At 64.0% G+C, this 22,732-nt stretch carries 26 protein-coding genes; 9 read left to right on the top strand and 17 right to left on the bottom strand.

The genetic code is table 11. From position 1 onward, the window contains the following. Positions 1-109 precede the first annotated feature (109 nt). Complete coding sequence (locus NDB2M4_RS16280; protein ID WP_072376950.1) at positions 110-1,177, top strand: trypsin-like peptidase domain-containing protein; 1,068 nt, start codon at positions 110-112, stop codon at positions 1,175-1,177. Positions 1,178-1,180: 3 nt separating this feature from the next. Here the strand turns inward: NDB2M4_RS16280 and NDB2M4_RS16275 are convergent, their stop codons facing one another. The 11 genes from NDB2M4_RS16275 to NDB2M4_RS16225 form a co-directional block, all read right to left on the bottom strand. Then, positions 1,181-1,678: a cytochrome c-type biogenesis protein gene (locus tag NDB2M4_RS16275; RefSeq protein WP_072376948.1), complete on the bottom strand. Its 498-nt coding sequence runs from the start codon at positions 1,676-1,678 to the stop codon at positions 1,181-1,183. Next, a complete protein-coding gene (locus NDB2M4_RS16270) occupies positions 1,675-3,654 on the bottom strand; it encodes a heme lyase CcmF/NrfE family subunit (RefSeq protein ID WP_072376946.1) in 1,980 nt (659 codons plus the stop codon). The genes NDB2M4_RS16275 and NDB2M4_RS16270 overlap by 4 nt, the downstream gene beginning before the upstream one ends. Continuing rightward, positions 3,651-4,115 carry a cytochrome c maturation protein CcmE gene (gene ccmE / locus NDB2M4_RS16265; RefSeq protein WP_072376944.1) on the bottom strand — a complete coding sequence of 155 codons (465 nt, stop codon included), beginning with the start codon at positions 4,113-4,115 and terminating at the stop codon, positions 3,651-3,653. Before ccmE ends, NDB2M4_RS16270 begins: the two co-directional genes overlap by 4 nt. Before the next feature lie 19 nt (positions 4,116-4,134). Next, positions 4,135-5,295 carry a c-type cytochrome biogenesis protein CcmI gene (ccmI, locus tag NDB2M4_RS16260; protein ID WP_072376942.1) on the bottom strand — a complete coding sequence of 387 codons (1,161 nt, stop codon included), beginning with the start codon at positions 5,293-5,295 and terminating at the stop codon, positions 4,135-4,137. A gap of 184 nt (positions 5,296-5,479) precedes the next feature. Further along, positions 5,480-5,950: an RT0821/Lpp0805 family surface protein gene (locus NDB2M4_RS16255; RefSeq protein WP_072376940.1), complete on the bottom strand. Its 471-nt coding sequence runs from the start codon at positions 5,948-5,950 to the stop codon at positions 5,480-5,482. A gap of 133 nt (positions 5,951-6,083) precedes the next feature. Beyond that, positions 6,084-7,469 (bottom strand): ATP-binding protein, encoded by a 1,386-nt coding sequence (locus NDB2M4_RS16250; RefSeq protein WP_072376938.1) that lies wholly within the window; start codon positions 7,467-7,469, stop codon positions 6,084-6,086. Positions 7,470-7,548: 79 nt separating this feature from the next. Continuing rightward, positions 7,549-8,220, bottom strand: a complete 672-nt coding sequence (locus NDB2M4_RS16245; RefSeq protein WP_072376936.1) for a response regulator transcription factor — start codon at positions 8,218-8,220, stop codon at positions 7,549-7,551. 98 nt (positions 8,221-8,318) lie between these two features. Further along, the gene (locus NDB2M4_RS16240; RefSeq protein ID WP_072378217.1) at positions 8,319-8,681 is read right to left on the bottom strand and encodes a DUF1428 domain-containing protein; all 363 of its coding nucleotides are present in this window, start codon (positions 8,679-8,681) and stop codon (positions 8,319-8,321) included. An 86-nt stretch (positions 8,682-8,767) separates the two neighbouring features. After that, complete coding sequence (locus NDB2M4_RS16235; protein WP_072376934.1) at positions 8,768-9,064, bottom strand: PepSY domain-containing protein; 297 nt, start codon at positions 9,062-9,064, stop codon at positions 8,768-8,770. Positions 9,065-9,158: 94 nt separating this feature from the next. Continuing rightward, entirely contained in the window at positions 9,159-10,805 is a 1,647-nt protein-coding gene (locus tag NDB2M4_RS16230; RefSeq protein WP_072376932.1) for a TIGR02594 family protein, read from the bottom strand. Beyond that, positions 10,759-11,265 (bottom strand): hypothetical protein, encoded by a 507-nt coding sequence (locus NDB2M4_RS16225; RefSeq protein WP_072376930.1) that lies wholly within the window; start codon positions 11,263-11,265, stop codon positions 10,759-10,761. The genes NDB2M4_RS16230 and NDB2M4_RS16225 overlap by 47 nt, the downstream gene beginning before the upstream one ends. 262 nt (positions 11,266-11,527) lie before the next feature. Here NDB2M4_RS16225 and NDB2M4_RS16220 point away from each other — a divergent pair, with 262 nt between their 5' ends. The 4 genes from NDB2M4_RS16220 (at position 11,528) to NDB2M4_RS16205 (ending at position 15,462) form a co-directional block, all read left to right on the top strand. Beyond that, the gene (locus NDB2M4_RS16220) at positions 11,528-11,737 is read left to right on the top strand and encodes a hypothetical protein (protein ID WP_072376928.1); all 210 of its coding nucleotides are present in this window, start codon (positions 11,528-11,530) and stop codon (positions 11,735-11,737) included. A gap of 227 nt (positions 11,738-11,964) precedes the next feature. Next, positions 11,965-14,247, top strand: a complete 2,283-nt coding sequence (locus tag NDB2M4_RS16215; protein ID WP_083556495.1) for a transglycosylase domain-containing protein — start codon at positions 11,965-11,967, stop codon at positions 14,245-14,247. Beyond that, positions 14,219-14,887, top strand: coding sequence for a DUF1214 domain-containing protein (locus NDB2M4_RS16210; protein ID WP_083556493.1), 669 nt, complete (start codon positions 14,219-14,221; stop codon positions 14,885-14,887). The genes NDB2M4_RS16215 and NDB2M4_RS16210 overlap by 29 nt, the downstream gene beginning before the upstream one ends. Next, entirely contained in the window at positions 14,884-15,462 is a 579-nt protein-coding gene (locus NDB2M4_RS16205; RefSeq protein WP_072376924.1) for a hypothetical protein, read from the top strand. Before NDB2M4_RS16210 ends, NDB2M4_RS16205 begins: the two co-directional genes overlap by 4 nt. Positions 15,463-15,490: 28 nt before the next feature. Here NDB2M4_RS16205 and NDB2M4_RS16200 read toward each other — a convergent pair whose 3' ends face one another. From NDB2M4_RS16200 to NDB2M4_RS16190, 3 genes are all read right to left on the bottom strand, one after another. After that, positions 15,491-15,679 carry a hypothetical protein gene (locus NDB2M4_RS16200; protein ID WP_139247341.1) on the bottom strand — a complete coding sequence of 63 codons (189 nt, stop codon included), beginning with the start codon at positions 15,677-15,679 and terminating at the stop codon, positions 15,491-15,493. Positions 15,680-15,810: 131 nt separating this feature from the next. After that, on the bottom strand, positions 15,811-16,164 hold the full coding sequence (locus NDB2M4_RS16195) for a DUF1491 family protein (RefSeq protein WP_072376920.1): 354 nt from the start codon (positions 16,162-16,164) through the stop codon (positions 15,811-15,813). A gap of 60 nt (positions 16,165-16,224) precedes the next feature. Continuing rightward, positions 16,225-16,938 (bottom strand): peptidoglycan-binding domain-containing protein, encoded by a 714-nt coding sequence (locus NDB2M4_RS16190; RefSeq protein WP_072376918.1) that lies wholly within the window; start codon positions 16,936-16,938, stop codon positions 16,225-16,227. A gap of 249 nt (positions 16,939-17,187) precedes the next feature. Here NDB2M4_RS16190 and NDB2M4_RS16185 point away from each other — a divergent pair, with 249 nt between their 5' ends. Further along, positions 17,188-17,541, top strand: a complete 354-nt coding sequence (locus tag NDB2M4_RS16185) for a hypothetical protein (RefSeq protein ID WP_072376916.1) — start codon at positions 17,188-17,190, stop codon at positions 17,539-17,541. A gap of 119 nt (positions 17,542-17,660) precedes the next feature. Next, positions 17,661-18,098: a SufE family protein gene (locus NDB2M4_RS16180; RefSeq protein WP_072376914.1), complete on the top strand. Its 438-nt coding sequence runs from the start codon at positions 17,661-17,663 to the stop codon at positions 18,096-18,098. Here NDB2M4_RS16180 and NDB2M4_RS16175 read toward each other — a convergent pair. After that, positions 18,095-18,658, bottom strand: coding sequence for a DUF6456 domain-containing protein (locus tag NDB2M4_RS16175; protein ID WP_072376912.1), 564 nt, complete (start codon positions 18,656-18,658; stop codon positions 18,095-18,097). The two genes, NDB2M4_RS16180 and NDB2M4_RS16175, sit on opposite strands and share 4 nt — an antisense overlap. A 15-nt stretch (positions 18,659-18,673) precedes the next feature. Further along, positions 18,674-19,111: a helix-turn-helix domain-containing protein gene (locus NDB2M4_RS16170; protein ID WP_244536206.1), complete on the bottom strand. Its 438-nt coding sequence runs from the start codon at positions 19,109-19,111 to the stop codon at positions 18,674-18,676. Positions 19,112-19,252: 141 nt separating this feature from the next. On the opposite strand from NDB2M4_RS16170, the gene NDB2M4_RS20300 reads away from it, so the two are divergent. After that, a complete protein-coding gene (locus tag NDB2M4_RS20300; RefSeq protein ID WP_171988130.1) occupies positions 19,253-19,537 on the top strand; it encodes a DUF6477 family protein in 285 nt (94 codons plus the stop codon). 28 nt (positions 19,538-19,565) lie between these two features. Here the strand turns inward: NDB2M4_RS20300 and NDB2M4_RS16160 are convergent, their stop codons facing one another. Then, a complete protein-coding gene (locus NDB2M4_RS16160) occupies positions 19,566-19,973 on the bottom strand; it encodes a Ros/MucR family transcriptional regulator (protein ID WP_072376910.1) in 408 nt (135 codons plus the stop codon). Positions 19,974-20,549: 576 nt separating this feature from the next. Here NDB2M4_RS16160 and NDB2M4_RS16155 point away from each other — a divergent pair. Continuing rightward, positions 20,550-22,676 (top strand): S9 family peptidase, encoded by a 2,127-nt coding sequence (locus NDB2M4_RS16155; RefSeq protein WP_072378211.1) that lies wholly within the window; start codon positions 20,550-20,552, stop codon positions 22,674-22,676. The last annotated feature ends 56 nt before the right edge of the window (positions 22,677-22,732 follow it).

Below are 22,732 nucleotides of genomic sequence, written 5' to 3'. Positions count from 1 at the left end.
CCATGGCCAGACCGCTGGGGCGAGGCGTATGAGGCGCGTATCGAGTTTTTTTGCTTTGAAATTTCAACGTCTAGGGACTGCAGCGCGATTTGGCGGGCTCGCGATCCTGATGGCTGCCACCGCGCCGGCTGGCGCCTCGGTCTTCGGCCTCGACCAAAGGACACCGCTTCCTGAAGCACTGCTTCAAATTGGGACAAGGGTCGGCGTTTTTTTCGATACGCGGTCACAATCGATCTGCACAGCGTTCTGCGTCGCGCCTGATGTCGTGATGACGGCGGCGCACTGCCTTTACCGCACCAACGGCGAGAAGCCCCTGCAGTTGAACGACCTGTCGTTCAAACTGCACGGCACGAACCAGAGCGTGAGGATCGCGGGGGCTTCCGATGGCGGCTCGGAAGCGAACGTGAGTTCGGGTTCGTCGAGCCTCAGCGCGCGCCCGCCAATCGACGCAACGCGCGACTGGGCAATGGTGCGGCTGGCGAAGCCCGCATGCAGCGCTGGCGTGCTGAAGGTCAGCGCCAGGTCAGTGCAAGAGGTCATGAAGCTCGCGGATAAAGGGCGTGTATTCAACATCGCCTATCACCGCGATCTGCCGAAGTGGCAGCCGATGCTCGGCACCGGATGCGGGGTCAAACGCGATTACGCCGATGCCGACTGGGCAACGATCAAGCGGGACTTCAACAATCCCGATCAACTCCTCCTGCACACCTGCGATACGGGCGCGGCGTCGTCCGGCTCGCCGCTCTTGGTGGACGGCGCCGATGGCCCGGAAGTGGTCGGCATAAACGTCGGCACTTACGTGCAGTCGAAGGTCATCATGCTGAACGGCGAGGTGCTGCATCGATTCAAGTCGGACGATGTGGCCAATACGGGCGTCAACGCGCAGGCGTTCGCGCCGCGACTTGCCGATTTCCTCACTGCCGACACGATGACAAGCCGCAGACAGATCAAGGACCTGCAGGAGGCGCTGGCGGCCCGCACGCTCTATCAGGGGCCGCGCGATGGACGTTACTGCCCTGCCCTCAAGCTGGCGATCGAGGGCTATCAGCGCGCCGCGCACATGCCGGTAACGGGGCTGGCGACGATCAGCCTGCTGCAGTCGATCAACGGCGAGAGCCAGCTGGTGACGGGAAAGATCAGCGGTGCCAGAACAACGGCCGCAAGCGGTCCGCGCTAGGCTTCAGGCCGACGGCTTTTCGTCACCCGCCGAGAGGATCTCGCGCAGCTTCTTTTCTTCCTCTGGGGAGAGAGGCGCTGCCGGCGCGGTAGCGACAGCTTGAGACTGTCGGCGGCTCCATGCGCGTACGCTGATCCAAACTGCAAGGATCAGGGCGAACAGCGGCGCGGCCCACAGCAGCACGGTGCGCCAGGAGAGCGGCGGGCTGAGCAGCACGAATTCGCCGTAGCGATCCTCGACGAACTGGACGACCTGGGCATTGGTGTCGCCCGCCTGCAGGCGCTCGCGCACGAGCAGTCGCAGATCGCGTGCCAGGGGCGCGTTGCTGTCGTCGATCGACTGGTTCTGGCAGACGAGGCAGCGCAGCCCGGCGGATATCTCGCGGGCGCGAGCCTCCATCGCCGGATCGGGCAGGATCTCATCCGGCTCGACGGCGAGAGCGCTGGTTGCGCTCATCACTGCGAGCATCACGAAGGCGGTGATGGAAGCTCTCCGTCTCATTCGGCAGGCGCCACTGCGATGCGCCGCGCGCGCCCGGGAGCGCCGACACGCAAGCGACGATCCGATAGGGAGATGCCGCCGGCGATGAACATCACGAGCGCGCCGAGCCAGATGAAGCGCACGAACGGATTGAAGTAGATGCGGACCGCGTAACCGCCCGCGGTCTGCGCATCGCCGAGAACGACATAGAGATCGCCGCGCCAGCCCGGATGGATGCCGGATTCGGTGGTGGGCATGGGGGGCATGTCATAGGTACGGCGCGAGGGCTCCAGGCGCGCAACCGGCGCGCCGCCGCGGGTGACGTCGAATACGCCTACTTCCTCGCGATAGTTGGGGCCGCTTGCTGGCGCCACGCCCCGGAACGTCAGGTTGTAGCCGGCGACCCTGACCTCCTCGCCCGGCTTCATGACGAGGATACGCTCCTCGCGATAGGCACTGGTGGCGACGACGCCGATGACGAGCATGCCGACGCCGAAGTGTGCGAGCGCCGTTCCGATGGCGGAGCGCGGCAGGCCGACGAGGCGGCGCCATGCTTCGGCAAACGGCACACTGCCAAAGCGCGCGCGCCATGCGAGATCGGAGATCGAGCCGGCCATGACGAATACGCCCAGCGCCAATCCAAATGGCGCAAGCGCTGGTCCGCGATGGATGAACGCCCAGCCCATTGCCATCAGCACCAGCGCGAGCACCGCGGCAAATGCCAGCCTTTGCGCAGCGGCGTAGGCATCGCCTCGCTTCCAAGCGAGGAACGGGCCGAACGGCAGCACGATCAGCAGCGGCACCATGAGCGGGCCGAAGGTCCAGTCGAAGTAGGGCGGGCCGACGGAGATCTTATCGCCGGTCAGAGATTCCAGCACCAGCGGGTAGAGCGTGCCGACGAACACGGTGGCGCAGGCGACCGTCAACAGGATGTTGTTGAGGACGAGACTGCCTTCGCGGCTGATGGGCGCGAAGATGCCACCCTGGCGCAGATCGCGTGCGCGCAGCGCAAACAAGGCGAGCGCGCCGCCGGTGAACAGCGTCATAATGGCGAGCACGAAGACGCCGCGCTTGGGGTCGACGGCGAATGCGTGCACCGAAGTCAGAATGCCCGAGCGCACGAGGAAGGTGCCCATCAACGACAGCGAGAAGGTGAGGATCGCGAGCAGCACCGTCCAGACTTTCAGCGCATCGCGCTTTTCCATGACGAGCGCGGAATGCAGCAGCGCCGTGCCGGCGAGCCAGGGCATGAAGGAAGCATTCTCGACCGGGTCCCAGAACCACCAGCCGCCCCAGCCGAGTTCGTAGTAGGCCCACCAGGAGCCCATGGCGATGCCAATCGTCAGGCACATCCAAGCGGCCAACGTCCACGGGCGCACCCAGCGCGCCCAGGCGGCATCGATGCGTCCGTCAAGGAGCGCTGCGACGGCGAACGAGTAGGCGATCGAGAAACCGACGTAGCCGGCGTAGAGGAACGGCGGATGGAAGGCGAGCGCGGGGTCCTGCAGGATCGGGTTCAAGCCGTTGCCGTCGGCGGGCGCGGGATCGATGCGCAGGAACGGGTTCGACGTCAGCAGGATGAAGAGGATGAAGGCGACGGCGATCGACGACTGCACGGCGAGCACGTTCGCCTTCAGGGTCGCCGGAAGGTTGCGGCCGAAGGCGGCGACGGCGGCGCCGAACAGCGCGAGGATCAGCACCCACAGCACCATCGACCCTTCGTGGTTCCCCCACACGCCGGAAATGCGATAGAGCAGCGGCTTGGTCGAATGCGAATTGGCGGCGACGTTGGCGACGGAGAAGTCGGACGTCACGTAGGCTTGCATCAGCGCCAGAAACGACACGAGCAGCAGGCCGAACTGGCACATGGCTGCCGGCTCGGCGACGGCCATCATGCGGGGATCGCGCACGTGGGCGCCGTAGGCCGGGACGACCATCTGGAAGATGGCGACCAGCAGCGCCAGCACCAGCGCGAAATGACCGAGCTCGATGATCACTGCGTTGCCTCCCCAGGATGGACGGCGCCCTTGCCGAGCTTCACGCCTTTGGCTTCGAGGGCCTTGGCGACCTCGGGAGGCATGTAGTTCTCATCGTGCTTGGCGAGCACACTGTCGGCAATGAAGACGCCGCCGTCGTTGAACTTGCCTTCGGCGACGACGCCCTGCCCTTCCTTGAAGAGGTCGGGCAGCACGCCTTCGTATTCCACCGGAACGGTTTTCAATGTGTCGGTGACGACGAAGTCGACCTTGGTGCCCTGCCCGCGTTTCACAGATCCGTCAGCGACGAGGCCGCCGAGGCGGAAGCGCTGTCCGACGGCGATGGGCTTTTCGGCAAGATCGCTCGGCGTATGGAAGAAGACGATCGAGTCACGAAGCGCGAACAGGACGAGCCCGACCGCCAGCATGAGCACGCCAACGCCGACACCGATCAGAACGCCGCGCCGCTGCTTCCGCGTCATGCCGTCTCCTTCACTGTGCTCATGAGCCGAGCCCGAGGCTTTGGGCGAGTTCGTTGAGCTGGGCCAGAGAACTTTCGTTTCCGGCAAACTGCCCGCGCGCGCTGGTCAATGCAGCCAGCGCTTCGTCGCGGCGTCCCAGTACTACATATGAGCGAACGAGGCGCTTCCAACCATCCAGGTCGTCGCCGTTCTGCTTCAGGCGCGCCGCGAGCCCGTCGACCATCTGGCCGATGAACTTCTGCTGATCGTCGGGGCTCATGGCGCCAACTGCGGCCTTGGCGTCAGGGGACGGCTCCGACATCGGCGCTTCAGCGGCGGCAGGCGGTTGCGGTTGCGGCGGCGCCTTGCCGGAGAGCTGCGCCGTTACCGCACCGAGGCGGGCGGTGAGCAATCCCTTCCAGGGTTCCTCGGCGCCTTGGAGGAGACGCTGATACTCGGCCTCGGCCCCCTTCAGGTCGCCATCCTGCTCACGGGCGATCGCCAGCCAGACTTGCGGTTCGATAGACTGCGGCTCAAGCGTGCGCAGCTTCTCGTAAGCCTTGCGTGCCGGCTCGGTGACGACACCGTTCTGCAGCATGATGCTGGCGCGGGCGAACCCGGCGAGGCGCTTGGGCGACTCGCCGAGGAGACGGATCGCACGCTGGAAGGAATCGGCGGCCTGGGTGAAGTCGCCCATGCGCATGTAGACGGGGGCGAGCACATCCCAGCCGCGGCCATCCTCAGGGTGCTGGCGCAGATGGGCTTCGACGCGGGCGACGAGATCGGAGGCGGTCGCCTGCTCGAGCGGGGTGTCGAGGCGAGCAGCGTACGGCTGGCTTGGGATGAGCGGCGATCCGATCGCGAGGTAGACCGCGACCGCGATGACCGGCAGGCTGGCCGCGGCGTACAGCGCCAGCTTGCTAAATCTTTTCTCGGAGGCCGGGGTGCGCTGGCTCAGCTGCTGGCTCTCGGCGCGGCGGATGAGACGGCGGGCAAGCTCGATGCGCGCACCCTCGGCTTCGGCGCCGCCCAGAAGGCCATCGGCGCGCTCAGTCTCGATCTCGGCGAGCTGATCGCGATAAACGGCGATCTCGTTGTCCTCAGGCTGTTCGCCGGACACGGACGTCGGTGCCATCAATGGCCGCGTCACCGCCCACACGACCGCCGCCGCCAGAACTGCAAAAAGGAAAAACAACGCCATGCCGTTATCCGAACCCCGCTGGGGGCTGGAATAGGGCGCGGGAGGCGAACTGACAAGCCCGCAAGGCCGCGGCAAGATTTCTGCCGCAGTGCAAAATAATCGAGGAAAATCGCTGGGCTAGCGCGACTTAGCGGCCGACCTTATGGCGACGATCAGATTTGGTTGATCGTGGCGGGCTTCGCGCTCAGCCGACGACGTTCGACCAGGTGCCGTCGCGGTTGCGGCAGGCGGTGCCACGCATCGTGCGCGGGCGGCCGTCGATATAAACGGTGTGGGTGTAGTCGCGGCAGTCGAGTTCTGCGCGCTTATAGGGCCGTCCGGGAGTGATATCGCCGTAGCGGCCGTTGTCGGGGTTGCGCCAGCGGCGCGGACGGTCGGACTGGCCCTCCTCGAGCGCTGCATATTCGGCCTGCTCGGCGAGGCGGCGATCCTGCTCGTCCATGGAGCGGCCGATCTCGCTGCCGACGATGCCGCCGATCATGGCGCCAGCCACAGTGGCGAGCACGTTACCGGAGCCCTTGCCGACCTGATTGCCGATGATGCCGCCGGCGACGGCGCCGGTGAGAAGCCCGGCATCCTGGTGAGGCGTATCGCTGCTGCAGCCGGCGAAAAGAGCCGGAAAGCAAAGTATCGCCGCGAAACGTGCCCTGCGCATAAGTCGTCTCCCCAAAGGCGTCGGCCTCGCCTCGCCTTTCGTGCTTTTGCCCGCAGCTTAGCCGACTAGCCAACGAATGTGCACGGGCCGTGACAGAAAGCGGGCGCCATTGCGGCGGAAAGCTTGGGAAAAATCACCCCGCCGGGAGGCTGAGATGCACGGCGAGGCCGCCCTGCTTGGCGCGGGCTAGATCGCAGGTGCCGCCGTAGGAGTGGGCGAGCTCCATCACGATCGAGAGACCGAGGCCGGAGCCGGGCTTGGTCTCATCGAGGCGCAAACCGCGCTTGCCGATGCGCGCGCGCTGCTCGTCGGTGAGACCCGGGCCGTCGTCGGAGACGGTGATGGCGATGCGGCGATTGCGGGCGCGCGAGGTGGACGGGGGGACTTCGACCTTGAGATCGACTTCATGCTTGGCCCACTTGCAGGCGTTGTCGAGCAGGTTGCCGAGCATCTCCTCCAAGTCCTGCTTCTCGCCGGAGAAGCGGGCGTCGGGCGGGCAGTCGACGTGAATGACGACGCCCTTCTCCTGATGGATACGCTGGAGGGCGCGCACCAGAGGCTCCACCACCGGGCCGACAGGCGTGACGCGACCAATGACACCCACGCGGGCTGCCATGCGCGCGCGGTCAAGGTATCGGGTCACCGACTGCTTCATGATCTCGGCCTGCTCGATCACCTTGTCGCCGAGACCGGTCTTGTCGGTGCGGGCTTCGTTGGCGATGACGGCGAGCGGGGTCTTCAACGCATGCGCGAGATTGCCGACCTGCGTGCGCGCGCGGTCGACGATCGCCTGGTTGGAGCGGATGAGCGCATTCAGCTCCGACTGCAGCGGCTCGATCTCGGCGGGCAGATCGCCCTCGAGAATAGTTGCAGTACCATTGCGGATCTGCGTCAGGCCGGTGCCGATCTGGCGCAGCGGCAGCAGACCGAAACGGACCTGAAACAGCGTCACGGCTACGAGGCCGAGACCGGCCAGCGCGAGCGCGGTGGTCAGGCGATAGCGGAAGTTGGCGACGAGGTGGTCGAGCCAATCCTGCGGGCCGGCAACGACGATTGAATAAGTCGGCTTGCCGGGCTCGTGGCCGAGCGTGTCGATGACCTCGACCATGCGCAGCGGCTCGCCCTTCGGGCCTTTGACATTCATCCAGCGCGCGCCGGTCTCGTCCGGCTTTACCGACTTGGCGGCGGGCGATGGCAGAGACCATGTGGCGAGCGAGGGTGAAACGAGCTTGCGGCCATTGGCTGGAGAAAGCGGCGTGATCTGCCAATACCAGCCGGAATGCGTCACCTCGAACAGCGGCTCGTAGAGGTTGCTCGGCGGCAGCGGCTGGGTGTCGCCGGAGGAGCCCATCGAATCGACGGTGATGGCGTTGACGAGCTTCAGCAGCTGGCCGTCGAAGCTCGCCTGCACGTCGTCGCGGTAGAGGCCATAGATAATGAAGCCGGCAATCGGCAACACCAGCAGCGTCCAAGCCGCGGCGGTGGCGAACAGTCGGAAGGCGAGCGAGTTGAATCGCATGCGCTCTCTAGTGCCCCGATTCGAAGGCCCGCCCAATCGGGCCGCCGAAACCGGTCAGGGTCAATCCCCGGTAATCCGACTAGGCTTCAGGCGGCGTCTCGCTAAGGCGGTAGCCGAGTCCGCGCACAGTCTCAATGACATCGACGGGGATTTTCTTGCGCAGGCGGCCGATGAACACCTCAATCGTGTTCGAATCGCGGTCGAAGTCCTGCTCGTAGAGGTGCTCGACCAGCTCGGTGCGCGAAACGATGCGGCCGTTGTGGTGCATCATGTAGGCGAGCAGGCGGTATTCGTGCGAGGTCAGCTTGATCTGCTGGCCGTTGCAGGTGACGCGCGCGGTCTTGGTGTCGAGGCGCAGCGGACCGCACTCGATCTCGCTCTTGGCGTGGCCGGAGGCGCGGCGCACCTGCGCGCGGACGCGGGCCAGCAGCTCTTCCATGTGGAATGGCTTGGCGACGTAGTCGTCGGCGCCGGCGTCCATGCCGGCGACCTTGTCGCTCCAGCGGTCGCGCGCGGTGAGGATGATGACAGGCATCTTGCGGTCGGAGCGGCGCCACTGCTCGAGGATGGAGATGCCGTCCATCTTCGGCAGGCCGATGTCGAGGATGACGATGTCGTAGGGCTCGGTGTCGCCGAGGAAGTAACCCTCCTCGCCGTCGAATGCCGTGTCGACGGCGTAACCGGCGTCGTTCAACGCGGTGACGAGCTGCCGGTTTAGATCCTTATCGTCCTCAACGACCAGAACGCGCACGGTTCCCCCGCTCCCAGGCCAAGTTTGGCGCGACTATAGCGGGGTGGCTCGATTCATCCTAGCCCAGGAAGGCTTGGCTAGCCCGGGCCGGGGCAGCCCTATTTGAGGTCTACGAGGGTCTCGAAGCCACCGTAGATCATGCGCTTGAGGTCAAAGGGGGCGTCCTTGCCGCTCATCATCTCCGCCAGGCGCGGATCCTCGAGCACCTTCTTGTTGACCTTGTCGCGGGCGGCGCGATTGCGAAAAACGATGTAGGAGAAGATCACCACCTCGTCCGGTTTCAGCTTTACGCTGCGCGGGAACGAGGTGCGCTTGCCGACGTGCACGTCTTCGGCAACGCACTCCTTGAATTCGAGCGCGCCATGCTCGATCCAGACCTTCCCCGCCTTACGCGCCATCTTGCGATAGTCGTCGAGCTTTTTCCTGGGAACTGGGACCACAAAGCCGTCAACGTATGGCATCGCTTCCTCCTTCACTCCAGCTGCACGCAATCAGTTCGTTGGCAGCTTAGACGGGAAAGAAGCAATCGCGAACTCCCACTGTGGCCTTAGCGGGAAAACGGCGTTCGCGCGTCGACGATATGCGTCGAGAGACGCCCCTGCGCATCCCGCATGATGATACGGTAGGAGAATTCGCCCTGCTCCTCACACAAGGCCGTGCGAACGATGACGCTGCCCGACAACCTGTCCGATGCGATGCGCGAGAGCGCTTCGACTGTCGTCAGCTTTTCCTTGTGCACGATGGGCGCTGCGACCGACCAATCGGTGATGCAGGTCCGGTCTGCTGACGAGGCTAACGGGGAAATGCAGGCGAGGAGAAAAAACGACGCGATGATCCGAAGCATGTGCCTGATGAAAAAAAATGAGTGGCATCCATAAGCGGATGGTTAATCGCTCGCGGCTGAACCAGCCATGAATGCCACCCGGAGCGTCGCCGAATTAGAGTTTCAGCTGCACGTTGCGCTGCGCGAGCGGCGTCGTCGCGCGCATGCGGCCGTAGATCGTCATCAAGGTTCCGATCAAACCGCCGACAGCCTGCACGGTCAGCACGATGTTGTTGCCAAGCTCGCGCACTAGGTCACCGGTGATGTCGATACCGAGGGCCGGTCCGAGCGTCGGCAGCACCGTGGAGAGACCGGTGATGATAGCGCCCCAGATGGTGACCGACTGGCCCCACCACTTCGCGGTGACCTGCGGTTCGCTGCTCGTAGATTCGTCCGTCGCTTGGGTCATGTCAGGGGCTCCTTCAGCGATTTTGGTTTGCGGTATCGGCTGGGGTTCGATCGCGAGCGCGCGCGTCAGAGTCTTGTCGACGCGCGCGAGCCACCCGCGCCCGAAGCGCCAGAAGTGCGGCAGCGCGCGGTAGCGGGCGCGGCGAACGTCGGCGTAGCGGCGGATAAGCTCCGCCGCGGGAACAGCGGCGATGGCGGCGCGGGTGTTGGGGCCGATTTCACCGTCGGCGTCGGTGCCGGCTGCGCGCTGCAACAGGCGCATCGCTCCGGTGACGCCGTGGTTCACCGCCGCATCGAAGTGGAAGAACGCGAGCTGTGGAGGGAACTCATCGCAATGCGCGGGGAGCCAGTAGCGTTGCAAATAGATGTCGCGCACGGTTGAGTCTGGGATGTGCCGCAGCTCAGCTTTCAGGCTGCTGTCCGGTGCAACGCCTTTCCACGCGGCGAGCACGCGCAGCGTGATGCCCTTGTTGGTCGGTCCGCCGGGATCGTGCGGATCATCTGAAAATCCGCCCTCCATCTCCAAGACATGACGAAGCGCCTCATCGAATTGCGCTGTAGCTTGCGCCGTATCGGGCTGCTGCACCGGCGGCGTGATGGTCGCCGATTGCGGCCAGCGAATGCTGAGCAATCGCGTCTTCGGATATGCAGCGACGCTCACGGCATCACCCTGATTGCCGCCGAGCAGAACGACGTGCTGCGGCGTCTCGCCGACGAGGAAGCCAATGTGGCCTGCGCCAGGATCGCTGCCGCGCGATAGAACGACCAGCGCGCCGTAACGAGCGTGCTCGATCTTCTCGCCCCAGCGCAAATAGGATCGCGCCATTAAAGACCGCGTCGAGGCTTCGCCCGCGCGTTCGAGGCAGGCGCCGACGAACGCATCGCACCAGGCGGCGTCGAACTGCGGCCCGCGCAGGCTGTCGGGGTCCTCGGCAGAAAACATCTGCGCGATGGCGCCCGAGGCGAACGTGAGCTGGCCCTTGGACGGCTCGAAGTGCGGGCGCTCGTGCGGCGAGGCGCTGGCGAGTATGCCTGAGATGCCTTCGATCATGACGCGGCGGACATCGGCGAACGTCTCGCCGACGAGGGCGATGCGTCGTGCGGGAGCGGTGTCATCGTGCGTGCGGCCATGTGCTTTCGCGATGATCCATTCGGCGCCGGCGCGGGTCTTGCCGGCACCGCGGCCGCCGAGGATGAGCCAGACGCGCCAATCATCGCCCGAACTGTCCGCTGCCGGCGGCAACTGATCGGCTCTGGCCCACAGCGGCCAGTGCGCGAGGATGAGTTGGAGCTCGGCGGCGGTGAACTCACTCAGATCCTCGCTCAGCGTGCCGGCGTTTCTCGATGCGCTCAAAGCGCTCGATAATCTCGCGCTGAAGTCGCGCCACTTCATCGGCGGCGTCGGCGGGAGAGGATTGGACGCCATCAAGCTTGCTCACCTTGTCTTCGTCGGGGATGGTCGTGACCTTCTGCACGCCGGCGACCATCGAGGTGATCGTCTTGGCGTCGCGTTCGAGGTCGGCGGAGCTGAGCTCGCCGTTTTCCATGTCCTTCTCCATCTGATCGAGCTTCTTGTTGATCACACCGCAGAGGCGATGCGCGATGAGCGCGCGCCCCATATTGCTGAGTTGCGAATTGATGCGCGGCCGCCGGCCCATCCGCAGCGAGCGCAGCAGCCAGCCGCGCTCGTGCGCCATGCGCGATATCGACGAGGCGGTACGACCGAACTTCTTGCCGATCGCATCGAGCGTCAGGTCGCTTTCCTCGTAGTCGATCTTGATGAGCGCAACCGTCGCATCGTCCAACGCCGCCATGCGCTGCCCGCTACTTTCGCTGTTGTTGGGAATGCTGCGTCAGAGCCCGGCTCGCCGCCGTCGCAACTGTCGCGTTATTCCTGAACCATACGCCGGCAGCGTCACGCTGGGGATAACTTGGGCGCCGAGGCTAAGAAGCGTTACCGCGGGCTGACGCTGGATGCGTTTTTCGTCCCCCGGCTCGCGTCCTCAAGGCGCCGCAATCAGTGCTGTATCTGAGTAGAAGGGATCGGCTTCGGATGTGTCCACGGACAGGTGGCGAATGCGCATTGTGATTGGTGTGCTGCTCTTGCTTTGCGGCTATCTCGTCGGCGCAGTCGGCGGCTACACCTTGCTGCTGACCAGCACCAGCAACACACATGATGGCCCCGTCGAAGCCGCCATGACCGGAGCGTTCGTGGCCGGCCCGGCCGTTGCCCTTCTGGCCGTCGCCATCTGGCTGGTCGTCTCGCGCCCGAGGAGCCCGCGCTGAGCACTCGGCCGCGGTTGTAACGCTCGCGCTCGTTGGGCGATGCGGGGCGACGCTACACAATGTGATAATTCTGCACCAACTGGCGGTGTGGCAAATCCCCAGGAGCCGCCATTCCCGCCTTAACATCACCACCCCGGCGCAGTTATAAGCATTCGGGATTCTAGCTAAATTGCCTTGCCGGGCCGCCATGACGAGCCCGGACCTCACCAGCCCGGGACAGGACCGACGTGCAGGATTGGCTCTTCAGACGCGGGCGCCGTGAGCGGGTCATCGACTGGCTCGGCCTCGATTCAAAGATCGATTCCACTGTCGCGGAGACCTGGGCGAAGTTTTGCGACTTCTGGGACGCCGGGACGAGCTTCTTTGCCCGCTTCCGGCTGAGGGGCTGGCGGCGGCTGTTGAACGAGGCGGCCTCGGAAGGCCTCACCTTGGGCATGGGCGGGTTCGTGGTGATGTACGCACTCGCCATCCCCGCCTTCCACGAATTCAACGAGGGCAAGTTCCTCACCGGCCAGTACGCGGTGAAGTTCCTCGACCAGAACGGCAACGAGATTGGCAAGCGCGGCATCCTGCACAACGACGCCGTACCGCTGGACGAGATTCCGGACTCGCTGATCAAGGCAACGCTGGCGACAGAAGACCGTCGCTTCTTCGAGCACTGGGGCATCGACGTCTTCGGTACGTTGCGCGCCCTCGTGACCAACCTGCAGGCGAGCGACGTGGTGCAGGGCGGCTCCTCGATCACGCAGCAGGTGGCCAAAAACCTGTTCCTCTCGTCGGAACGCTCGCTACAGCGCAAGATCAAAGAAGCGTTCCTGGCACTGCTGCTGGAGAGCCGCTTCTCCAAGCGGGAAATCCTGAAGCTGTACTTCGACCGCGCCTACATGGGCGGCGGCGCGTTCGGCGCAGAAGCTGCCTCGCAGTTCTACTTCGGCAAGTCGGTGCGGCAGATCAATCTGGCTGAGTCGGCGATGCTGGCCGGTCTGTTCAAGGCGCCGACGAAATATGCGCCGCACGTCAACCTGCCGGCGTCGCGCGCACGCACGAACGTGGTGCTGAACAACCTCGTCGAGGCCGGGTTCTATACGGCGGGACAGGTGCATTGGGCGCGCGTGCATCCGGCGAAGATCGTCGAGAACCGCAATCCGTCGAGCCCCGACTGGTTCCTCGACTGGGCGTTCGAGGAAGTGCAGCGCATCGCCGCCGGCAAGGGACAGTATGTGCTGACGGCGCGCACCACGGTCGATCTCAACATCCAGAAGGCGACGGACGAGGCGCTGGCCTCGGCCCTGCGCAAGTATCGCGGCAATCGCGTCACCAGCGGCGCCATCGTGGTGCTGGAAACCGATGGAGCCGTGCGCGCTCTGACGGGTGGTCCGGACTACGGCGAGAGCCAGTTCAACCGAGCCACCCACGCGCGGCGGCAGCCGGGCTCCTCGTTCAAAATTTATGTGTACGCTACAGCCCTGGAGAACGGCTACACGCCGACGACAATGGTGCGCGATGCGTCGCGCGCGTGCGGGCGTTGGCACCCGCAGAACTATGGCGGCAGCCACGGCGGCGGCGGAAGGATGCCGCTATGGATGGCGCTCGCCAAATCGCTGAATACGGTCGCAGCCGAGCTGTCGTTTGCCGTTGGCCGCGACAAGGTCATCGACATGACGAAGCGCCTCGGGATCAGCGGTATCCGAAAGACCTGCTCGATGTCTCTGGGCGACTACGGCATCAGCCCGCTGGAGCACGCGGGCGGCGCTGCCACTTATGCGAACGGCGGACGACTGGCGAAGCCGTATGCCATCCTTGATCTCGTCAGCTCAAAGGGCGACCTCGTCTACAGCCGCGACCGCGACGAGCCGGAGGCACCGCAGGTGGTGTCGCGCAAGGTGGCCGAGGGCATCAACTGGATGATGAACAAGGTGGTCACCAGCGGTACCGGTGGCCCGGCGAACCTGCCGTTCACGAATGTTGCCGGCAAGACTGGCACTTCGACGGGCCCAAAAGACGTCTGGTTCATCGGCTTCACGGGCAAGTACGTGGGTGCCATTTGGCTCGGCAACGACGACAACCGGCCGATGGCGTCGGGTACGACGGGCGGCCATTTCGCGGCGCCTGTGTTCGGCTCGGTGATGTCGGTGATCCACACCGACATGAATATCCCGACGATCCCCGGCCTCGAGCCGCATCCCGTTCAGGTCGCAGAGCAGCAGCGGATCGCTGCGCTGCGCCCGGAAGGAGAGGCAGCGCCGACGGCGCAGCGCAACTCATCGAGCCTGATGTCCGACAAGACGCGTGATGCGTTGCGCAAGGTGGCGCAGGCTTTGCGCAAGGCAGGCGGCATAGCCGAGCCGACAACGCCGAGCAGCACTGGCAGCACGCCCGACGGGCCGCAGCCGAATGTGCCACCCGGCCGTCGTGCAGACAGCGTTGCTCCTCAAAACGAGCCGCGGCGGACAACGCTCGGCGTGGCGCAGCCACCGCTAGATGGAACATCTCCACGTGCTGTCCCATAGCGCCCTCACGCCGATTTATGTCGGCTTCCACCGAATGCAGAAGCGCCTGTCGATCCTGATCGGGATCATGGGCGACTGGGCTGCCTTCATCGGCGCGGTGCTGATCCTCGGGCTGGCGTCGAGCTGGTACATGATCGACGTCGGAACGCGCCTCACCACCGAGCAGCACGGGCCTTGGGTCGGCTGGTCGTCGGCAGGGCGTATAGATGCCGATCCCTACACGCGCGCACACTTTGCGCGCCTTGGCACGCTGCAGCTGACGAGCGAGATCGCGTTGAGCTTTCTCGCTTTCAAGGACAGCGAGGGCAACCGGCTGCACTCTTCCTGCGACTACGCTGTGGAAGGGCGTGACACCTCCAACACATGGTGGAGCCTTACCGTCTTCAATGACCGCGGCGACCTGATCGCGAACGCTGCACAGCGTTACACTTACACCAGCCAGTCCGTCGCCCTGCGGCCCGATGGGACATTTGCCGTTACGCTCGCGCGCGAGGCCAATCCGGGCAACTGGCTGCCGACAGGTGGCGCCGGCCGTCTGGCGCTGATGTACACGACGTTCGACGTGCGCGGATCCCTGCTCAACGAGGGCACTCCGGAGCCGAGGGAGCTGCCGGTCATCCGGCGGGTGCAGTGCCGATGAAGTACGCGAACCTCGTCAAGAACATAAACTGGCAGCTGCTTCTCGCTGTTCCTGTCGCGGCGGGCATTCTGCATATCTGCGCGACGCTGGACGCGCCCCATCTTACTGCGGCTTCTGCATATAGCCGGCTGGCACCGGCTCTGCCGACGAACCGCATGCAGGTGCTGAATGTGACGTCGCCGGGTGCGGAGCCGCTGCCGTTTCTCTCGCCAGATGCGCGCTATGCCATGTGCCTGTTCGACACGTCGGCTGGCCCGGTCAGCGTTGCTTCGACGCTGCCGCCGGATATCGGGTGGACGCTCACGGTGATGACACCGCAAGGCGACAACATCTATGGCGCCGCATCGGTCGCTGCCCGGCCGACACCGATCTCGCTCGTGCTGGTGCCGTCCGAGGAGGCCTTTCTCGGCGTGACACCCGAAGCGCGCGGCATCGCGCGCGATGCGCAGCAGCCGACGATCCTTGCAGCGACTAAGGGCATCATCGTTGTGCGCGGCCCAGACAAGGGCTTCTCATACCAGCGGCACGTCGAGGCCGTTTTGAAGGATGCGCACTGCACGGCGCGCTCCTTCTGATCTTCGCCAAATACGCTGTAAGCGAAGACTACTGATCCGCCAGCTCGATCACGTCGCGATGTGCGGCCTGGTCGTCACGGACTGCTGCAGCCTCGCGGCTCCAGTGCTCGTAACGAACTCCGGGAAAAACGATCACTTCTGCTGAGCGCTCATGGTGATGGCTGCTCGGCGGATTGCTGCGCAACTCTGGGGTACGGAAGCTGAGTATCTGTGCCATGTGCATCCCCCAAACATGGCTGCCCCTGTGATTCGCATCTGTGGTCAATAGGTGACAACAGATGTGACGAGAATCACAGTGTACAAGTTGGGAATGGCACGCGTTACCAAAACCTCAAGAACAAAGATCGGTTAGGCGACACCTGTGACCAGACTGTCATCAAGGAAGTGACGCCCGCGCCGGTCCTCGACTTCGACGATCCATAAGTCGGAATCGAAGTTGGCTTCGCGGCTCAGGAATGCGTCGGCAGCGCTGTGCTCTGCGCCAGCCGGATCGAGACACGGCATCCAGCGGCGATCGTTATCGGCGCCGTCGAGGCCCGCGGGCGCTGGCCCGAACACGAGGCAGGTGCCGTCAAGCCTATCAATCTTGATGAAGATGGAGCCGGCGTCATCGTCGCCGTGACGCACGACGACAGCCGAAGCGCCCTCGACGGCGCATCGGCGAATGTAAGCCTTGACCCAGAATTCCGTACGCAGCCGCATGGCGCGCACTCTAGTGATGGGCGCCCGCGTGGCAAGCCGCCATGCGATGAGCGCGCGTCCTCAAGGCGCGGCGGCGACCCGCCCCTCGCCAGCCAGACGGCCAAGTCGGGCAATCAGAGGACCGGAAACGCGCCCGCTCTCAGGGAGCGCCTGATCGGCCTCGAATGCTCGGATGGCTTTGGTCGTCTGGGCGGTGAGCGTGCCGTTCTGAGCTCCGGGCTTGTAACCAAGCTTGGCGAGCTGGCGTTGCACATCGCGCACGATATCGCGGGCCTCGGCCGTCTTTGGCGCGCCGCGGCGTGCTCCGGGCTTGCCTGCTTCGCCGAGAACGATGGCCTTCAACAGTGCATCACTGGGCTGGGCCGTCAGCGGCAGGCCATGGTCGTGCTCGAAGGCCATGATGGCGCCGCGCGTCATCTGTCCAACGATGCCGTCGCTCGTGCCGGTCTCGTAACCACGGATCTGCAGCTCGCGCTGAATGGCGCGCGTTACCTCGACCTTTTCGCCGGTGGCTGGTTTGGCATCGTCTAGGGCCAGCGCCGAGAGGTCCAGGCCATTGGCAGGGTGCGCACTGGCGGCGCTGTCGCCGATCGAGCCGGTATCGCCGCTGAATTCGGCCGCCTCGATGGCGGCGATGTTCCAGGAAGTTGCATCAACGCCCCGGGCGCTCATGGCGCCACGACCGGACGACTGAAGAAGGAAGACGTTCGCCCCGACCCCGACGGTCAAAAGAAAGAAGGCGAGCAGTGGAACCGTCACTCGCTTCGGCAGCATGACCCAAACCCCTCAACGCGCTGCTTACCATGATCGCCCACTATGCGAAGAAGAGTGTAAACGATCTCTTAACTTACGTTGACGGAACGTTGCCAAACGACGGGCTGCGGGGCGCCTTCGCGTGCCCGAGAATGTGTAAAAATTGCCTCCAATTGATCGCAATTTTTCCGATTGCATGAGGCAGTTTGTTGATACCGCTCTGTTATCAAGGGTGCAGTGAGTAGTTGGGAACAGGTTGGAGAAACCAACATGTCCATCTTGAAAATTGGCATCCTTGTCGCCGTTGTGGTGGCAGTTCTGCCGACTGACCGTGAGCAGCAGGCGGCCCTCTATGACCGGGCGGCCACGGCTGTGCATTGGACTGCGACATTCTGCGATCGCAACGGGGCGACGTGCGATCAGGCCGCGGTGATCTGGGACGGCTTCGTCGAGAAGGCCAAGTTCGGCGCGGCGATGGCCTACGAATTGGCGATGAAGAGCGCGGGTAAGGAGCAGAGCGGCGGCCTTTCGCTGATCGAGCCCACCGTCGATATGACGCCGCGCGGAACATTGCGCCCCGATGATCTCGAGCCCGCCTGGCGCGGCGCCCGCAGCGGCATCTAAGGCAGCGACATTCCGTCCTTTGCTATGCGGGCCGGTGCACTCAGCGCCGGCCCTTTCGCATTTGCAATAGGGGACCCTCTGTGGGTAGGCTACCGAAACACTTTATTCAGGGGCCGCGCGTGCCGACACTTTCGGAAATCACTTCGGATTTCGCCGTACTCGACGATTGGGAAGATCGCTATCGCTACCTCATCGAGCTTGGGCGCAGTCTTCCGCCGTTGCCCGAGGAGCTGCGCACGGACGCCAACAAGGTGCGCGGGTGCGCCAGTCAGGTTTGGCTCGCCACGGACAGCAAGACTGTCGACGGGAAGCGGGTGTTCACGTTCGTTGCAGACAGTGATGCGCACATCGTGCGCGGGCTGGTGGCGATCCTGCATGCCGTCTACGAAGGCCGCCCTCTAGAAGAGGCGATCACGCTGGATCCTGATCCGATCTTCGGGAAGTTCGGATTAAAGGAGCATCTGACGCCGCAGCGCTCCAACGGCCTTGCATCGATGGTCGCGCGCGTGCGTGCGGATGCCATGGCGATGAACGCGCAAAACGCCAGCGCGAGCTAGGTTCCTTCGGGCACGTCAAAAAGAGGGCGGTAGTCTTCACTACCCCAATGGCGCACGGCTGCTCCTGCCCTCGCGGGCGCGGCGGAGCGCTCCAGCCCGTAGTGGCGGGCAAGACTGGTCAGCGCCAGTTGCAGGACGATTTTTCCGGATCGCTGCGGCCAGCCGGCGGCACGTTCGGCCTCCTCCAGGCCGCGCAAGTGACAGCATACATCCATGAGAACTCCCGACAGCTCGGGGCCGACCGCGGCGAGCGCGCGGCGCACCCGCTCGGCAGCGGCTACAGCGTTGTCGGTCATCTCGGCGCCGGTGCGCTGAGCTGCGCCATATCGGCGGCCCGATTGCGACGGCGTCATCGACGACCAGTTCATGGTCGTGCGCGGCGTCATCTGCGCAAACCAGAAATCAGCGCGCAGTCGCTCGCCGGCATCGAACTGGGTTTGCGAGATCATCGGCTCGCCGCTGCGGTCCTTGCGGCGGCGCAGCCAGGCGATGGGGCTTTCATCGGCGTTAATTTGGGCGCGCGCGGGCGCATCGCCCGGCGAGGAGCGTCGGTGCTTCATGATGGTCTCGGCTAACTATTGAGGTTGCGGAGGGGGACGCTCGGCGAGCGCGGGAACCGCCCACTCGAGAAGATCGAGCACGCGGTCGAAGATCGGATCGTCGCGGCGATCCTCGATGACGCCGCAAGCGTGGGCGACCGTGGTGCGGTCTCGCTCGAACAGCTGGCCCGTCTGGGTGAGCGACAGGCCGCAGCCGACATGCGCCAAGTACATCGCCACCTGGCGCGCGAGGGCCACTTTGGCGCGGCCGCGCGTCGAGCGGCGCAAGTCGCTCCCGGCGATGCCGAACACCTGCGCGACGGCGATCTCGATCGCCTCGCGACGAAGGCTTGCTTCTGTGCGCGGACCGGCCGGGTTGTAGGGGGCGGCGTGCGCGAAGGCGGGATGCTGGTGCAGGTTCGGCGTCATCGAAAGTTCCGTCAGGAGCACGGGGCGTTTGTCGAGGCGCAGCATACGGTGGAAGCGCTACTTACCGATGAGCAAACTAGATCGCGGGTGAACGAGGGGGATAACTCGCGCGCTCTCAGAAGAAATCCACGCGTCGATGCGGGGTGCAAAGGTTGCTGGCTTCTTAGCGTCAGCCGGATGTGCCGCATGACATCGACCTTCCCCGCCTCTGCGCGCAATCAGAACAGCGACACTTATGAGAGGGCCCGGGATCTTCCGCGCCTGTTGCCTCTGTGGCCGCAAGAGCTGGAGACGCGCTGCCTTGATGAGCATGCGCGGCTGCTTGCGCGCATGCGCCGGGCGCTGAGGCTGGAGCGTCAACGCGGGATAGCAGGACATTGGGCGTACGATCTTGCGCGCCATGCGGCGCTGCTGAGCGCCTATCGCGCCGAGACAAGGGATTATCTGAGCAAAGCGCGCGCCGCGAGATGAGAGCTAACGCTCGCGGCGAGACGAGCGCTTATCTCTCGCGCCGCGTTCCAAGACCCATCTTCTTGGCGAGGTCGGACCGAGCCCGCGCGTAATTGGGCGCGACCATGGGATAGTCGTGGGGCAAGCCCCACTTCTCGCGGTACTCTTCCGGAGACAGGTTGTAGTGCGTGCGCAGATGGCGCTTGAGCGACTTGAACTTCTTTCCGTCTTCGAGGCAGATCAAGTAATCGGGCATTACCGATTTCTTCACCGGCACCTTCGGCTTCTGTTCTTCGCGTTCAATTGTGATCGTCCCGCCGCTGGCGCGGCTCAATGCGGCATGCGTCTCGCTAATCAGATGAGGCAGATCGCCGGCACCGACGGAGTTATTGCTCACGTACGCCGACACAATCTTGGCAGTCAGCTCAACGAGCTCAGGCCGCGTAGTTTCTTCCAAAGCCGACCTCCCACTGGTCAGTATTCTTTATGCAATGAACGTCAGTGCTGTGCGCATCTATACCTCTGGACGATTAAGCGCCGAGAGGTTTGATCTTCGGCAACGAACTGCCGTAACTTGCAACGCTGCAATTATTGCGTTTCGCTCGGCAGACTTCGCACCCGTTCCAAGTAAAGTCAACAACACTGGACCTGCATACACTTGCCGTGAAACAATGTTGCAGGCATGCTTTAGCTGCAGGTCAATTGTTAACGTCGTTTTCTGACATATTTTTTATGATCTAAGTCAGAATCTGCTGGTCAGACAAATATTAGTCCCGATGCACCCATTAGTGGTTGCATGCCTAGGCAAGATATCGTCGACGGCAGCTTGATCACTACTTGGAGTAACTGCGCCCGCCCGAAGCGCTAAGGCGCGCCAGGATGCCCCTAAAGTTGACAACCGGCGCCCCTATTCGTCAGATTCCCTCGGTATTCCCGGAGATCTTTCCCGAAAAGGCTGCCTTCGCCGTCGGCGGGTCTTCGTCGCAGCTGAGCGACACCCCATGTTTTGCCACCAAGTAGCGTGGAGAGAATGATGTCCCCCCAGAACTCCCGTCATGCCTTCGTAAAGCCGCCGCGCGCCGCGCGCCGACCGAAAGTCTCCACCTGGCATGGCGTCGAACTCGTAGACGATTACGCTTGGCTCAAGGCCGACAACTGGCAGGACGTCATGCGCGATCCTGCCGTGCTCGATCCCGAGATCCGGGCTTATCTCGACGCCGAGAATGCTTATTGCGAGGCCCAGCTCGCCGAGACGAAGCCTCTGCAGGATGAACTATTCGCCGAAATGCGCGGCCGCCTGAAGGAGGACGACAGCTCGGTTCCCACGGCCGATGGCCCTTACGCCTACTACAGCGGCTTCGTCGCCGGAGGCCAGTATCCGCTCATCTATCGCAGCAACCGAGACGGCAGCGGCGAAGTCGTAGTGCTGGACGGAAACCGCGAGGCGGAAGGCAAAGCCTATTGGGACCTCGGCGGCTTCGAACACAGCCCGGACCATCGCCTGCTTGCCTACTCGATCGATGACAAAGGCTCGGAGCTGTATTCGGTTCGCGTGCGCGACCTGACCACGGGAGAAGACCTGCCGGACATCGTCCCCGACACGCGTGGCGGTGTCGTGTGGGCAAGCGACAGCCGGACCTTCTTCTACGTCCGTCTCGATGACAACCACCGGCCGCTGCAGGTCTACCGGCATGCCGTCGGCACGCCGTCGGATGAAGACGTGCTTGTCTACGACGAAAAGGACATCGGCCTTTACGTGGCGATCAATGCTACGCAATCGGCAAAATACATCACCATCGACGCGCACGATCATCGCACGAGCGAGGTGCGCATCATCGATGCGGATGCTCCGCTTTCGGAGCCGGTGCTGATTACGCCACGCCGCGTCGGGCATGAGTATTCCGTCGAGCACAACGGCGACAAGTTCTACATCACCACGAATTCGCACGATGCCGAGGACTTCCGCATCGTCGAGGCGCCAGTGTCAGCGCCGGGCGAGGCGAACTGGCGCGAGGTAATCCCACACCGCCCCGGCTGCCTCATCCTCGATACGATCCTCTATCGCGATTACATGGTGCGCCTCGAGCGTGAGAACGGGCTGCCGCGCATCGTCGTGCGCCGCCTGTCCGATGCCGACGAGCACATCATTGCTTTCCCGGAGGAGGCCTACTCGCTGGGCGTTCACCCGGGCTATGAGTTCGACACCACGAACGTGCGCTTCGTCTATTCGTCAATGACGACACCGGCGGAGACGTGGGACTACGACATGCAGACGCGCAACCGCGTGTTGCGCAAGCGCCAGCAGGTCCCGAGCGGGCACAATCCCGCCGACTACGTCACGCGCCGCCTCTATGCACCAGCGCGCGACGGCGAGACGGTGCCGGTGTCGATCCTCTATCATAAGGACACGCCGCTCGATGGTTCGGCGCCGGTGCTGCTCTATGGCTACGGCGCGTACGGCATCTCAATCCCGGCGTCATTCTCGACGACGCGGCTATCCTTGGTGGACCGCGGCTTCATCTATGCCATCGCGCACATCCGCGGCGGCAAGGACAAGGGCTATCGCTGGTACACCAACGGCAAGCTGGCGCAGAAGGTGAATACGTTCACCGACTTCATCGACGCGGGTGAATACCTCGTCGCGCAGGGACTGACGAAGCGCGGGCACATCGTGGCCAACGGCGGATCGGCTGGCGGCATGCTGATGGGCGTCGTCACCAACATGGCGCCGGATCTGTTCCTCGGCATCATTGCGGACGTGCCATTCGTCGATGTGCTCAACACCATGCTCGACAAGGATTTGCCGCTGACGCCGCCCGAGTGGCCCGAGTGGGGCAACCCGATTGCCAGCCGCGATGAGTTCTCGATCATTCATTCGTACAGCCCGTACGAGAATGTCGAAGCGAAAACCTATCCGCACATCTTCGCCTATGGCGGCCTCACGGATCCGCGCGTTACCTATTGGGAACCTGCGAAATGGATTGCGCGACTGCGCGAGAAGAACGCGTCGGACAACCTCGTGCTCTTGAAGATCAACATGGAAGCGGGCCACGGCGGCGCGTCGGGGCGCTATGAGCAGCTGCGCGAGATGGCGGCGGACTACGCCTTTGCGCTGAAAATCGCGGGCCTTGCGGCAAAGCAAAAAGAAAAGGCGGCCTGAGCGGCCGCCTTCACAGATCCTGGAAATGAGAAAGGCCGCTTACGCGGCCTTTCGTT

It is taken from the genome of Hyphomicrobium sp. NDB2Meth4, from assembly GCF_900117445.1.
Lineage (GTDB): Bacteria > Pseudomonadota > Alphaproteobacteria > Rhizobiales > Hyphomicrobiaceae > Hyphomicrobium_A.
The sequence above is the reverse complement of the archived record's forward strand: the minus strand, read 5'-3'. Positions and strand labels throughout refer to the sequence as shown.

Excerpts from the sequence above, each read along its gene's own strand:
- NDB2M4_RS16280 (WP_072376950.1), top strand. The coding sequence starts at position 110 with ATGGCTGCCACCGCGCCGGCTGGCGCCTCGGTCTTCGGCCTCGACCAA.
- NDB2M4_RS16275 (WP_072376948.1), bottom strand. The coding sequence starts at position 1,678 with ATGAGACGGAGAGCTTCCATCACCGCCTTCGTGATGCTCGCAGTGATG.
- ccmE (WP_072376944.1), bottom strand. The coding sequence starts at position 4,115 with ATGACGCGGAAGCAGCGGCGCGGCGTTCTGATCGGTGTCGGCGTTGGC.
- ccmI (WP_072376942.1), bottom strand. The coding sequence starts at position 5,295 with ATGGCGTTGTTTTTCCTTTTTGCAGTTCTGGCGGCGGCGGTCGTGTGG.
- NDB2M4_RS16255 (WP_072376940.1), bottom strand. The coding sequence starts at position 5,950 with ATGCGCAGGGCACGTTTCGCGGCGATACTTTGCTTTCCGGCTCTTTTC.
- NDB2M4_RS16250 (WP_072376938.1), bottom strand. The coding sequence starts at position 7,469 with ATGCGATTCAACTCGCTCGCCTTCCGACTGTTCGCCACCGCCGCGGCT.
- NDB2M4_RS16240 (WP_072378217.1), bottom strand. The coding sequence starts at position 8,681 with ATGCCATACGTTGACGGCTTTGTGGTCCCAGTTCCCAGGAAAAAGCTC.
- NDB2M4_RS16235 (WP_072376934.1), bottom strand. The coding sequence starts at position 9,064 with ATGCTTCGGATCATCGCGTCGTTTTTTCTCCTCGCCTGCATTTCCCCG.
- NDB2M4_RS16225 (WP_072376930.1), bottom strand. The coding sequence starts at position 11,265 with ATGGCGGCGTTGGACGATGCGACGGTTGCGCTCATCAAGATCGACTAC.
- NDB2M4_RS16220 (WP_072376928.1), top strand. The coding sequence starts at position 11,528 with ATGCGCATTGTGATTGGTGTGCTGCTCTTGCTTTGCGGCTATCTCGTC.
- NDB2M4_RS16210 (WP_083556493.1), top strand. The coding sequence starts at position 14,219 with ATGGAACATCTCCACGTGCTGTCCCATAGCGCCCTCACGCCGATTTAT.
- NDB2M4_RS16205 (WP_072376924.1), top strand. The coding sequence starts at position 14,884 with ATGAAGTACGCGAACCTCGTCAAGAACATAAACTGGCAGCTGCTTCTC.
- NDB2M4_RS16200 (WP_139247341.1), bottom strand. The coding sequence starts at position 15,679 with ATGGCACAGATACTCAGCTTCCGTACCCCAGAGTTGCGCAGCAATCCG.
- NDB2M4_RS16195 (WP_072376920.1), bottom strand. The coding sequence starts at position 16,164 with ATGCGGCTGCGTACGGAATTCTGGGTCAAGGCTTACATTCGCCGATGC.
- NDB2M4_RS16190 (WP_072376918.1), bottom strand. The coding sequence starts at position 16,938 with ATGCTGCCGAAGCGAGTGACGGTTCCACTGCTCGCCTTCTTTCTTTTG.
- NDB2M4_RS16185 (WP_072376916.1), top strand. The coding sequence starts at position 17,188 with ATGTCCATCTTGAAAATTGGCATCCTTGTCGCCGTTGTGGTGGCAGTT.
- NDB2M4_RS16175 (WP_072376912.1), bottom strand. The coding sequence starts at position 18,658 with ATGAAGCACCGACGCTCCTCGCCGGGCGATGCGCCCGCGCGCGCCCAA.
- NDB2M4_RS16170 (WP_244536206.1), bottom strand. The coding sequence starts at position 19,111 with ATGCTGCGCCTCGACAAACGCCCCGTGCTCCTGACGGAACTTTCGATG.
- NDB2M4_RS20300 (WP_171988130.1), top strand. The coding sequence starts at position 19,253 with ATGACATCGACCTTCCCCGCCTCTGCGCGCAATCAGAACAGCGACACT.
- NDB2M4_RS16155 (WP_072378211.1), top strand. The coding sequence starts at position 20,550 with ATGTCCCCCCAGAACTCCCGTCATGCCTTCGTAAAGCCGCCGCGCGCC.